Below are 12,206 nucleotides of genomic sequence, written 5' to 3' on the forward strand. Positions count from 1 at the left end.
GCAAGCGGGTAGCGCAGCGTTGTGACAGGCGGGTGACAGGCTGCTGACGTTGAGTCTTAGGCCTTGCCGAATCCGCCGGGCGTTGGCGTGACGACGATGACGGCCTCGCCGGCGTCGAGCGTGGTCTGGTCGCAGGCCTTCAGCACGTCGATCGAGCCGTCGTTGCGTCTGACCTTGGTCGAGCCGGCCTCGCCGTCGCCGCCGCCGTTCAGACCCTGCGGCGGGCGGTTGCGGTGTGAGGAGAGGATGGCGCATTCCATTTTTTCGAGGAAGCGGATCGTGCGTTTGGTGCCGTTGCCGGCGTTCCATTTGCCCTTGCCGCCGGAACCGTCGCGGATGTGGAAGTCTTCCAGCACGACCGGGAAGCGCAGTTCCAGCACTTCGGGATCGGTAAGTCGCGAATTGGTCATATGCGTGTGGACGCCGGAGGTGCCGGCAAAGCCGCGGCCCGAATTCATTTGGCCGGCCGGCGAGCCGGAGCAGATCGTCTCATAATATTGGTATTGCCGGTTGCCGAAGGTGAGATTGTTCATTGTGCCTTGCGCGTTGGCCATCGCGCCCATGGCGCCGAACAGCGCGTTGGTGACATGCTGCGAGGTCTCGACATTGCCGGCGACGACGGCGGCAGGGTAGGAGGGTTTGAGCATGCAACCGTCGGGGATGACGATGTTGATCGGCCTGAGACATCCGGCGTTCATCGGGATCATGTCCTCGACCATGACGCGGAAGACATAGAGCACAGCGGCTCGCGCCACCGGCTCCGGCGCATTGAAATTGTTCTTCATGACCTTCGAGGTGCCGGTGAAATCGACCGTCGCGTCGCGCCTTTGCCGATCGACGGTGATCTTCACTTTGATCACCTGGCCGGTGTCGGTGGCATACTCGTAGTCGGAACTGTCGGGCAGCCTTTCCAGCACGCGGCGCACGCTCTCGGCGGCATTGTCCTGAACATGGCCCATATAGGCCTCGACGACAGCGAGGCCAAAATGCGCGACCATCTTGCGCAACTCCGCCACGCCCTTTTCGTTGGCGGCGATCTGCGCCTTGAGGTCGGCGATGTTCTGGGCGGGATTGCGGGCAGGATAGGGATGGTCGGTGAGGAGCGCCTCGAGCTCCTCCTCGCGGAAGCGGCCGCGATCGACGATGCGGAAATTGTCGAACAGCACGCCTTCCTCGTCGACGGTGGTGGCCAAAGGCGTCATCGAGCCCGGCGCCGTGCCGCCGACATCGGCATGGTGGCCGCGCGAGGCTGCCCAGAACAGGATTTCCTTGCGCGCATCGTCGAACACCGGCGTCACCACCGTGATGTCGGGCAGATGCGTGCCGCCATTGTAGGGCGCGTTGAGCGCAAAAACGTCGCCGGGATGGATATCGCCCGAATTCAGGCGGATGACAGTTTCGACGGACCGGTCCATCGAGCCGAGATGCACCGGCATATGCGGCGCGTTGGCGACCAACGCGCCATGGCGATCGAACACGGCGCAGGAAAAATCGAGCCGTTCCTTGATGTTGACGGAATAGGCGGTGTTCTGCAGCGTGACGCCCATCTGCTCGGCGATCGACATGAAAAGGTTGTTGAAGACCTCGAGCATCACCGGATCGGCTTCCGTGCCGAGCGCCGCCTGCCGGGCCTTTTTCTCTATACGCCGCAGCAGCACGTGGTTCCTGGCCGTGATCTCGGCCTGCCAGCCCGGCTCGACGACGATGGTCTGGTTCGGCTCGATGACGAGCGCGGGGCCTGCCACCTTGTGACCGGGCTTCAAATCCTCGCGCCGGAAGATGCCGGCATCGCGCCAGGCGCCGTCGGCGAAGAATTGCCGGGACTGCCAGGGGCTTGCCACCTGGTCTTCGAGCCCTGCTTCACTTTCGTCGCGGCCGGCGGTCCCGACATCGCTGCCTTCGACGCCGACTGCCTCGACGATCATCGGCTTGTCTTCGTAGACGAAGCCGAATTGCGCTTTATGGGCGGCCTCGAAATCGCTCCCGGCGCGAAACATCGAGCCGTGCTCGAAGTTGACCGGCAAAGTTGTGTCGGTGCCGTCATAACGGACCTGCAGGACCGGCTTTGAGGCGATGGCGTCTTGCGCAATGCCTTGCACTGCAAGCTCGGCGATGACGCCCTGGTGCAAGGTCGCAATCAGGTCCTCGATCGAGGAGCGGGACTCTTCGGCGAGCGGCTTCAGTAACGCCTGCTGGCGCGAGGCGAAAACCGTCGACAGCCCGATGCCGTAAGCCGAAAGCAAGCCGGAGAAGGGGTGGATAAGCACCGCTTCCATGCCGAGCGCATCGGCGACAAGGCAGGCATGCTGGCCGCCGGCGCCACCGAAACAGTTCAAGAGATATTCGGTGACATCGTAACCGCGCTGCACCGAAATCTTCTTGATGGCGTTGGCCATGTTCTCGACGGCGATGGTGACGAAACCCTCGGCCACCGCTTCGGGCGAGCGTCCATCGCCGATCTCGGCGGCTAAAGCCGCGAATTTTTCGCGCACGGCGGCGACGTCGAGCGGCTGGTCTTGACCGGGGCCGAAGATCGCCGGGAAGACGTCGGGCTGCAGCTTGCCGAGCATGACATTGGCGTCGGTGACGGCGAGCGGGCCGCCGCGTCGATAAGCGGCCGGGCCGGGATTGGCTCCGGCGGAGTCCGGGCCGACGCGGAAGCGACCGGCCTCGTAATGCAGGATCGAGCCACCGCCGGCCGCGACGGTATGAATACGCATCATCGGCGCGCGGATGCGCACGCCGGCAACTTCAGTGTCGAAGGCGCGCTCGTATTCGCCGTCATAATGGGCGACGTCGGTCGAGGTGCCGCCCATGTCAAAGCCGACGACCTTGTCGAAGCCGGCGAGCTTCGCCGTCTCGACCATGCCGACGACGCCGCCGGCCGGGCCGGAAAGCAGCGCATCCTTGCCCTGGAACATGTCGGCGGCGGTCAACCCGCCCGATGACATCATGAACATCAGCCGCGGGCCGGCGCCCAATTCTCCCGCCACCCTTTGCACGTAGCGTGACAGGATCGGCGACAGATAGGCGTCGACCACCGTGGTGTCGCCACGACCGACCAGCTTGATCAGCGGCGAGACCTCGTGGCTGACCGATATCTGGCTGAAGCCGATCTTGCGGCAGACTTTCGCGACTGCTTTTTCATGGTCGGGATATTTCCAGGCGTGCATGAAGACGATGGCGACCGCGTCGATGCCGTCGGCCTTGGCCTGCTCGATCGCCGGGCGGCAGGCGGCGATGTCGAGCAGGCGCTCGACGGACCCGTCCGCGCGCACGCGCTCGTCGATCTCTACCACCCGCTCATAGAGCTGTTCGGGCAGGATGATCTCCTTGGAGAAAATATCCGGCCGCGCCTGATAGGCGATGCGCAGCGCGTCGCGAAAACCCCTGGTGATGAGCAGCAGCACGCGGTCGCCCTTGCGCTCCAGCAGCGCGTTGGTAGCGACAGTGGTGCCCATTTTTATGTCGCCGATCCGCTCCGCGGGAATGGCGGCGCCGGTTTTCAGTCCAAGCAGTTCGCGGATGCCCTGGATGGCGGCATCGGCATAGGCCTCAGGGTTCTCCGACAACAGCTTCCGGGGATGCAGTCGGCCTTGCGGATCGCGGCCGATGATATCGGTGAAGGTCCCGCCCCGGTCGATCCAGAAATCCCATTTGTTGGCTGCGGCGTCCTGCATGCTGCTTATCCGTTATCTGCGACAACCCGTTCTGTTAGTTCGCCGTTTTGGCCCCGGCAACCATGCGCTTGGTGTTACACATGGAAACGCAACGTTACGAAACCCGGGTCCGATTTCTGCATTTCCTCTGCGACGTTCACCGAAACGTGAGCGTTTTCTGAAGGAGAGATACCATGAAGAAGCTTATTCTGGCGTCTGTTTCGGCGCTCGCCCTGCTGGGGGTCGCGGCTTGCAGCGACAGCAGCACCGACAACACCACCACGCAGAGCACCAACCCGCCGGCCAACGAACAGCCAATGAAGCCGGCCACCCCTGACCCTTCGAAGCCTGCTGAACCGGCTCCGGCAACACCTCCTGCTGCGCCCGCGCAGTAGAAGTTCATCCACTGAAATCAGGAAGGCCGGCCCCTGTGCCGGCCTTCCTTTTGGCGGGACTGTCCTCAAAGTCGTTCGACCTGCGGCATCGTCCCGGCTTGATAGCGGTGCCCGGTTCGCACTAAGAAGCCGCATGTCGATTTGGGACCGCCTCGGCGACTTCATCGCTCGTGTTTCGTCGTCGGCGTCCTCGGGCGTCGGCGATGTCGTCGAGGCCGTGCGGACCATGTACTCGGGCGACCCGGATCTACGCCGGCGCGTGGCCTTCTCGGTGGCGATGATCGCGCTTTCGGCCAAGATGGCGAAGGCCGACGGCATCGTCACCCAGGACGAGGTGCGCGCCTTCCAGGAAATCTTTGAGGTGCCGCCGAGCGAAACGCGCAATGTGGCGCGCCTCTATGACCTCGCCAAGCGCGATGTTGCCGGATTTGAAATCTACGCCCAGCGCATGTCGCAGCTTTGCGGTTCCGGTCATGCGAATTGCAAGATGCTGGAAGACATACTCGACGGGCTGTTCCACATCGCCAAGGCGGATGGCCTGGTTCACGAGAGGGAAGGGCAATTCCTGCATCGCATCGCCGAGATTTTTCAGATCGATGAGGCGCATTACCAGGCGATCCTGGCGCGCCACGTCAATCTCGGCGCCGCCGATCCCTATGTGGTTCTCGGCGTCGAACGCGGGAAGCCATTCGAGGAGGTCAGGCAGCGTTATCGCAAGCTGATCTCCGACAACCATCCCGACCGGCTGATCGCGCGCGGCCTGCCGCAGGAATTCATCAAGATCGCCACGACAAGGGTCGCCGCGATCAATGCCGCCTATGAGATGATCGAACGGGGCCTCAGGCACGTATGAGCGGTTTCTTGCCCGACCAGCCGGGTGCCGAGGTCAGGCTATCGCCGAATTTCGGTCCGCGACGCGAGACGCTCAGGCCCGACATGATCGTGCTGCACTATACCGGCATGCCGACGGGGCCTGGGGCCGAGGCCTGGCTGTGCGATCCGGCAAGCGAGGTATCCTCGCACTATCTTGTGCATGAGGACGGCCGCATCGTGCAAATGGTGCGCGAAAGCGACCGCGCCTGGCATGCCGGCAAGAGTTCATGGTTCGGGTGCACCGACATCAACTCCTGCTCTGTCGGCATCGAGATCGTCAACCCCGGGCATTCGCTGGGCTACAAAACCTTCCCGAAGCGGCAGGTCAAGGCCGTGATCGATTTATGCGCGGGGATCGCGGGCCGGCATTCCATTCCACCGCAAAGGGTGCTTGCGCATTCCGATGTGGCGCCGGGACGCAAGGTCGACCCGGGCGAGAAGTTTCCCTGGAAGGCGCTCTTTGCCGCCGGTGTCGGCCATCTGGTTCCCGCGGCTCCGATCAGGACGGGCGCGGCGCTGAAGGCGGGCGACGCAGGTGCTGACGTGGAAGCCCTGCAATCGATGCTGGCGCTTTACGGCTACAGCGCCGAGATATCGGGTGTCTTCGACCGCCAGACGGAAATCGTGGTGGCGGCATTTCAGCGGCATTTTCGACGGCGGCTCGTCGACGGCGTGGCGGACGGTTCGACGATCAGCACGCTCCAAAGGCTGTTGGCTGCGGTAAAGGCAGCCTCTTCCAAATAGCCGGCCAAGCTGGCTAAATTACAATTTGTCATACAAAGTGAATTGCCTCGCCTTTATTGGCGCCAATTCGGTCTCCAAACGCATCTCCCGCAAGTTGTCGGGCATCTATCCCTCCAAGATGCTCCGGTGTTGGATTGGCCCCGCCGCGTGAAATTCTTCGCGCGGTTCTAACAGAACAGGAATACATGCAAAGATTGACCGTTGTAGCGGCAGCCGTTGCTGCCGGAGTGATGACTTTTGCCTTCAGCCCAGCGAACAGCGCCCCCCTGAGCCTCCGGGCGGCGGACAATGGGTTTGCTGCGACCCCCTCAAAGCCCAAGGCTACGCAAAGCGCCAAGACTTCGACGGCCAAGAGAGCTACCCCGGCGAAGGTGCAGAAAGCCGCCGCAGCGCCGTCCGCGAAATCAAGAGTCAAGCGCTACGCAAAGCGCAGCAGGCAAACCATCGACCTGACCGCGACAGCTTCCATCCGTCCTGAAAAGCCCGCCTTGTCTTCTTCGGCAACTGGCGACGGCCAATATTCGGCGATCATCGCCCGCTATGCGGCAAGCTACGGCGTGCCGGTGTCGCTGGCCAAGGCCGTCATCACGATCGAGAGCAACTTCCGGCCCAACATGGTCGGCGGCGCCGGCGAGATCGGCCTGATGCAGATCAAGCCGGCGACGGCCCGGATGATGGGCTATACCGGTTCGGTCAAGGGACTGTTCGATCCCGACACCAACATCAAATACGGCATGAAGTACCTCGCCATGGCGCAGGGGCTAGGTGGCGGCACCACCTGCGGTACCATCCTCAAATACAATGCCGGACATGGGGCGACGCGGATGAATCCGATTTCGGCCGCCTATTGCAGCAAGGTGAAGGTGCAGATGGCAGCGCTCGGTTCGCCTGTCTAAGCGGGACAGTTGCCTTTTTTGTTGCGTTTTCAGGCGCGAATCCCTTTATACACCCTTGCCAGCTGGCCGGGCGGCCGCGCCCGCAAGAGCCGAAAGGCTGCGGGTGAGGAAAGTCCGGGCTCCATGGAGACACGGTGCCGGCTAACGGCCGGCGGGGGAGACCCCAGGGAAAGTGCCACAGAAAGCAAACCGCCGCGGCATTTGCCGCGGCAAGGGTGAAAGGGTGGGGTAAGAGCCCACCGCGCGACTGGCAACAGAAGCGGCACGGCAAACCCCACCGGGAGCAAGACCGAATAGGGGCGGTGCGAAGGGAAACCTTCGAGGGCTGTTTCCGGCCCACCGCCCGGGTAGGTTGCGTGAGGCGCATGGCGACATGCGCCCAAGATGAATGGCCGCCACGTTCCCGCGCCGCAAGGCGTGGGGGCCATACAGAACCCGGCTTACAGGCCAGCTGGCATTTTCCTCCACAGCGCTCCGAGCCGCTCAGCCGCCAAGCCGGTCCAAAGACGCCTCGATCGCCTGCCAGAGCTCTTCCACCGGCTCGCAGCCGACGGCCAGCCGCACGAAGCCGGGCGGCACGGCATCGCCGCGCTTCGATCGCCGCTCGGCCGATGTATGGACGCCACCAAACGAGGTCGCCGATTCAATCAGCGCGCAGTTGTTGATGAAATCCTCGGCCTTCTCTTCCGAAGCCAGTTCGAACGAGATGAGAAAGCCGAAGCGCTCCATCTGGGCACGCGCCAGATTGTGCGAGGGGTCGCCCTCAAGGCCTGGAAAGCGCAAGCCGCTCACGGCGCGATGCCCCTTGAGCCGGCGGGCGATCGTTTCCGCCGAGGAGCACATGCGATCGTACCGCACCTCAAGTGTTTCAAGGCCGCGATGCACGAGCCAGGCCTCGAACGGCCCGGGAATGCCGCCGGCGGTTTCTCGCCAGTCCCTGACCTTGGCGATAATATCCGGATCGCGGCTGGCGACATGGCCGAACAGCACATCCGAGTGACCGTTGATCGCCTTGGTGTCGGCCGAGACCACGATGTCGGCGCCAAGGTCGAGCGGGCGCTGGCCGAAGGGCGTCATCGTCGTGTTGTCGACGATGAGGAGCGCACCTTGTTCGTGGGCGGTCTTGGCGACGGCGGCGATGTCGCAGATATCCAGCCTTGGGTTCGAGGGAGTTTCGACGAAGACCAGCCGGTAGCCGGCGAAGCCGCCGTCGAGCATGCTCGATGTCGGCCTCACGTCATAGGCGATGCCGAGCGGTTTCAGGAAACGCTCCGCCAGGGCTCGCGTCGTGTGGTAGCCGTCCGAGGGCAAGAGGATGCGGTCGCCAGATTTGACCAGCGCAAAGAACGTTGCCGAAATCGCCGACATGCCCGACGGAAAGGCGATGCACTGCGCATCTTCGAGATGACCAAGCGCATGCTCGACCGCGTGCCATGTCGGATTGCTGAAGCGGCCGTATTGATCGAAGCCCGTCGCGTCCCCCGGCGAATGAAAGATCGAGGCCATGGTCAGTGGCAAAGGGATGGGATCGCCCTTGGCGAAATCGCCGCTGCGCAGATGGGCAAGTGTCGCGGCGCGTGACTTCGCGGTTTCGGACATTGGGCGCATTCCTTCACTGAACTGACGTCCGAACGCTAGGCGTGCCGGCCCTTCGCGGCAAGCCGCGTCCTTTTGGGCCAGAGCCTTCTAAACGCTTCGTTAGGCTTAATGGTCGATAAAGACGAGACGTGCCGCGAGCCTGCGCTTTCAGGTTGTGGCATGCGTGTTTGTGATGCCTCTTCCCGTTGACGCCCATATTACCCCATGATATCCCATTCTCATCAAGCTTTCGTTCCGCGTCAGGGTGAAGCGTACGCCAATCGGGCAGTCGCGGCGGCTGCGCGTTTGCCGGTTTTCGCCTTGGTGAATGAAGCGATTTGTCGCGAGGCGATGCGCGGCGGCGGCGCGGAGAAAAACATGGGCAGGGGTGCGGCGGCGACAGCGGCTGTAAGGCGTAGTGGACCGATTTCTGTCAAACGCAGTGAACAGGATCGATGCGAAGGGGCGGGTATCCGTTCCGGCGCATTTCCGTTCGGTCGTGCAGAAACGTGGCTATGCGGAACTCTATGCGCTACGCTGCCTCGACCTTCCGGCGATGGACGTCGGCGGGCTCGATCTGCTCGACCGGTACGAGCAGCGGATCGCGCTGGAAGATCCCTTCCTGCGGACGGCGGACGATATGTCCTTCTTCTGCCATGGCGACGGGACGTTCCTGAAACTCGACCAGGACGGCCGCATCACGATGACCGATTTCATCCGCGAGCACACGGGCATCTCGAACGAGGTGGCCTTTGTCGGCCGCGGCAATTTCTTCCAGATCTGGGAGCCGGGCCGACTTGCCGCCTATGGGGCGCAGGCTCGAGCCAGGCTTTTGCAGCTTCGGCAGGGGACGAAGCCCGGGGAGCGACCGGAATGATGACTGGCCACGGCGATGATCCTCACGCCGTTGGCGGACTGGTCCGTCACATTCCGGTCCTCCTTGCCGAAGTGCTGGAGGCGCTTGAACCCAAGGCGGGCGAGACGATCGTCGACGGCACGTTCGGCGCCGGCGGCTACACCGCCGCCATCCTCGAGCGCGGCGCCTCGGTCGTGGCCATCGACCGCGATCCGGATGCGATCGCCGCGGGTAAGGCTCTGGAACAGCAGGCCGGCGGCAGGCTGAAGCTTGTTCAGGAGCCGTTCTCGACCCTGGACAAGCATGTCGAAAGCGCCGACGGCGTCGTGCTCGACATCGGCGTCTCGTCGATGCAGCTCGACCAGGCCGGGCGCGGCTTTTCCTTTCGCGCCGACGGACCGCTCGACATGCGCATGGCGCAGGCTGGCCTGAGCGCCGCCGACGTCGTGAACACCTTCAAGGCGGGCGACCTTGCCCGCATCTTCGGCTTTCTCGGCGAAGAGCGGCATGCCGGCCGCATCGCCCGCATGATCGAGGCCCGGCGCGAGAAGCGGCCCTTCGAGCGCACGCTCGATCTTGCCGACGCCATCGCCACCCATGTCGGCCGCGCGCCGAAGGACAAGATCCATCCCGCCACCCGCGTCTTCCAGGCGCTGCGCATCTTCGTCAATGACGAGCTCGGCGAGTTGGCGAGCGCGCTGTTCGCCGCCGAGCGGGTGCTGAAGCCGGGCGGCAGGCTCGCCGTCGTGACCTTTCATTCGCTGGAGGATCGCATCGTCAAGCGCTTCATCGCCGATCGCGCCGATGCGGCCAGCGGATCGCGTCATATGCCGGACGCGCCGGCGCGGCTGGCGACCTTCCGCAAATCCGGCGGCGGGGTGACGCCGGGAGAGGCCGAGATCGCCGGCAATCCGCGGGCGCGCTCGGCGAGGCTGCGCGCGGCAATCCGCACCGGCGCGCCTGCGCGCGCCGGCGACTTTTCGATTTTCGGCCTTCCAAAGCTTCCCGCCGTCGAGCGGCCGGGGGAGAGGTAAGCACGTGTTTCGCACCAGCGATATAGTCCTGATCGCCGTCATGGTCTCGGCGGCGGCATTGACCTACAAGACCAAGCGCGAGGCCGAGGACCAGCTGGCGGCGGTGCAGAAGCTGCAGGCGCAGATCCGCTACGAGGAAGACACAATCGATCTTCTCAAGGCGGACTGGAGCCTGCTCACCCAGCCGGCGCGGCTGCAGAAGCTTGCCGAAATCTACAAGTCGCAGCTCGGGCTCGAGCCGCTCAACGCCCACCAAATCGGCGGGCTCGACGACGTGCCGATGAAGCCGCTCAATATCGAGGACCTGTCGTCGCAGCCGCTCGGCGGCATGGCCGACAATTCGGGCAAAGGGCCGTCGGACGGCAAGGATCCGGTGGTGACCGGGAGCACCGTGCAATGATCAGTAGGCTTCCAGGGATCGGCAACCTGCTGAAGCGCCGAAGCAAGGCAGCTGAGGACGGCTCGATCGTCGTCGACGCCGCCCGCAAGGCAACCGGCGGCAAGGCCAAGACCCGCATCGTCATGACGATGGCGGTGTTCTTCACCATCTATTCGACGATTGCCGGCCGACTGGTCTATCTCGGCCTGCAGAATCCGGACAATTCAGGTGGTCCGCAGAGCCGCGTCACTGCATCGCGGCCGGACATCGTCGACCGCAACGGCGAGGTGCTGGCGACCGACATCAAGACGGCGTCGCTGTTCGCCGAGCCGCGCCGTATCGTCGACGCCGACGAGGCGATCGAGAAGCTCTCGACCGTGCTTCCCGAGATTGACTACGAGCAGACTTATCACAAGCTGAAGAGCGGCGCCGGCTTCGTCTGGCTGCAGCGGCAGCTGACGCCGAAGCAGCAGGCCGACATCATGGCGCTCGGCATCCCGGGTCTCGGTTTCCGCACCGAAAAGCGCCGCTTCTATCCGAGCGGCGAAACGTCATCCTACATTGTCGGGCTCACCAACATCGACAATCAGGGCATCTCCGGTATGGAGAAGTACATCGATGACCAGGGCCTGACCGATCTGCAGGCGTCAGGACTGGCGGTGGCCAGGGACCTGAAGCCGGTGAAGCTGTCGATAGACCTGCGCGTCCAGCATGTGGTGCGCGACGAGGTGGCGACCGGCATGGAGCGGTTCCACGCGATCGCGGCCGGCGCGGTGGTCCTCAATATCAAGACCGGCGAAGTCCTGGCCATGGCCTCGGTGCCGGATTTTGACCCCAACAATCCCTACAATGCTCAGGAAAAGGACCGGCTGAACCGTATGTCGGCCGGGCTCTACGAGATGGGCTCGACCTTCAAGAGCTTCACCACCGGCATGGCGCTCGATTCCGGCAAGGTGACGCTGGAGAGTCGCTTCGATGCGTCGCGCCCGATCAGGATCGGCCGCCAGACCATCCATGACTTCCACAGCAAAGGCCGTGTGCTTTCGGTGCCCGAAGTGTTCATCTATTCGTCCAACATCGGCTCGGCCAAAGAAGCCGAGGCTGTCGGCATCGAAGGGCATCGCGAGTTCCTGCATCGGCTGGGCGTGCTCGAAAAGATGCAGACGGAGTTGCCGGAAGTGGCGCGCCCGACCGAACCGAAAGTATGGAAGCAGGTCAATTCGATCACCATCGCCTTCGGCCATGGCGTCTCGACAACGCCCCTGCAGACTGCCGTCGGCTGCGCCGCATTGATGAGTGGCTACCTGATCGAGCCGACTTTTCTGCCGCGCACGGCCGAGCAGGCGATGGAGGTGGCCAAAAGGGTGGTCAAGGACACAACGGTGGAAGGGATGCGCTATCTCTACGCACTCAACGCCGAGAAAGGCTCGGGCAAGAGCGCCAGGGTTCCGGGTTACCGCGTCGGCGGCAAGACGGGCACGGCGGAAAAGGTCGTCAACGGCCGTTATTCGAAAGAGAAGAATTTCAACGCCTTCGTCGCCGCCTTTCCGATGGACGATCCGCAATATATCGTGCTGACTATCGCCGATGAGCCGAAGCCGGAAAAGCCTGGCATGGGCGCCACCGCCGCCTCGAATGCCGGCATCATGGCAGGCAACATCATCAGGCGTGCGGCTTCGATGCTTGGCGTGAAGCCAGATTTCAGCCATGAAAATGGTGCAACGCTGGTTTCCTATCAGTGATTCTTGGGGCGCGCCGGCAACTGCGCGCTATTTTGTTGCGGTGAACGGGA

The 12,206-nt window shown here is 63.5% G+C and carries 10 protein-coding genes and 1 other RNA gene; 9 read left to right on the forward strand and 2 right to left on the reverse strand.

Features of this window, described 5'->3' with window-relative positions; translation table 11 throughout:
- Positions 1 to 56: 56 nt before the first annotated feature.
- A complete protein-coding gene (locus tag A9K71_RS04055) occupies positions 57 to 3,680 on the reverse strand; it encodes a hydantoinase B/oxoprolinase family protein (RefSeq protein ID WP_066990701.1) in 3,624 nt (1,207 codons plus the stop codon).
- A 173-nt stretch (positions 3,681 to 3,853) separates the two neighbouring features.
- Here A9K71_RS04055 and A9K71_RS29765 point away from each other — a divergent pair, with 173 nt between their 5' ends.
- The 5 genes from A9K71_RS29765 to rnpB all read left to right on the forward strand — a co-directional run bounded on the left by A9K71_RS29765 (position 3,854) and on the right by rnpB (position 7,026).
- Positions 3,854 to 4,054 (forward strand): hypothetical protein, encoded by a 201-nt coding sequence (locus tag A9K71_RS29765; RefSeq protein WP_082954075.1) that lies wholly within the window; start codon positions 3,854 to 3,856, stop codon positions 4,052 to 4,054.
- 133 nt (positions 4,055 to 4,187) lie between these two features.
- Complete coding sequence (locus A9K71_RS04065; RefSeq protein WP_066990706.1) at positions 4,188 to 4,907, forward strand: DnaJ family molecular chaperone; 720 nt, start codon at positions 4,188 to 4,190, stop codon at positions 4,905 to 4,907.
- Entirely contained in the window at positions 4,904 to 5,671 is a 768-nt protein-coding gene (locus A9K71_RS04070; protein WP_066990709.1) for an N-acetylmuramoyl-L-alanine amidase, read from the forward strand. The genes A9K71_RS04065 and A9K71_RS04070 overlap by 4 nt, the downstream gene beginning before the upstream one ends.
- 185 nt (positions 5,672 to 5,856) lie before the next feature.
- Positions 5,857 to 6,567, forward strand: coding sequence for a transglycosylase SLT domain-containing protein (locus A9K71_RS04075; RefSeq protein WP_066990712.1), 711 nt, complete (start codon positions 5,857 to 5,859; stop codon positions 6,565 to 6,567).
- A gap of 58 nt (positions 6,568 to 6,625) precedes the next feature.
- Positions 6,626 to 7,026: RNase P RNA component class A (rnpB, locus tag A9K71_RS04080), an RNA gene on the forward strand.
- 24 nt (positions 7,027 to 7,050) lie between these two features.
- Here the strand turns inward: rnpB and A9K71_RS04085 are convergent.
- Positions 7,051 to 8,166: a cystathionine gamma-lyase gene (locus A9K71_RS04085; protein ID WP_066990714.1), complete on the reverse strand. Its 1,116-nt coding sequence runs from the start codon at positions 8,164 to 8,166 to the stop codon at positions 7,051 to 7,053.
- Positions 8,167 to 8,563: 397 nt separating this feature from the next.
- Between A9K71_RS04085 and mraZ the strand changes: the two genes are divergently transcribed.
- From mraZ to A9K71_RS04105, 4 genes are read left to right on the forward strand one after another with little or no spacing between them, the layout of a single operon-like run.
- Entirely contained in the window at positions 8,564 to 9,022 is a 459-nt protein-coding gene (gene mraZ, locus A9K71_RS04090; RefSeq protein WP_066990717.1) for a division/cell wall cluster transcriptional repressor MraZ, read from the forward strand.
- Positions 9,019 to 10,035, forward strand: a complete 1,017-nt coding sequence (gene rsmH, locus A9K71_RS04095) for a 16S rRNA (cytosine(1402)-N(4))-methyltransferase RsmH (RefSeq protein WP_066990720.1) — start codon at positions 9,019 to 9,021, stop codon at positions 10,033 to 10,035. The genes mraZ and rsmH overlap by 4 nt, the downstream gene beginning before the upstream one ends.
- 4 nt (positions 10,036 to 10,039) lie before the next feature.
- Positions 10,040 to 10,435 carry a hypothetical protein gene (locus A9K71_RS04100; protein WP_066990723.1) on the forward strand — a complete coding sequence of 132 codons (396 nt, stop codon included), beginning with the start codon at positions 10,040 to 10,042 and terminating at the stop codon, positions 10,433 to 10,435.
- The gene (locus tag A9K71_RS04105) at positions 10,432 to 12,156 is read left to right on the forward strand and encodes a penicillin-binding protein 2 (protein ID WP_066990727.1); all 1,725 of its coding nucleotides are present in this window, start codon (positions 10,432 to 10,434) and stop codon (positions 12,154 to 12,156) included. Before A9K71_RS04100 ends, A9K71_RS04105 begins: the two co-directional genes overlap by 4 nt.
- Positions 12,157 to 12,206: the final 50 nt, after the last annotated feature.

This window comes from Mesorhizobium sp. WSM3873 (assembly GCF_001672445.1).
In the GTDB taxonomy this organism is placed as follows: Bacteria; Pseudomonadota; Alphaproteobacteria; order Rhizobiales; family Rhizobiaceae; genus Mesorhizobium.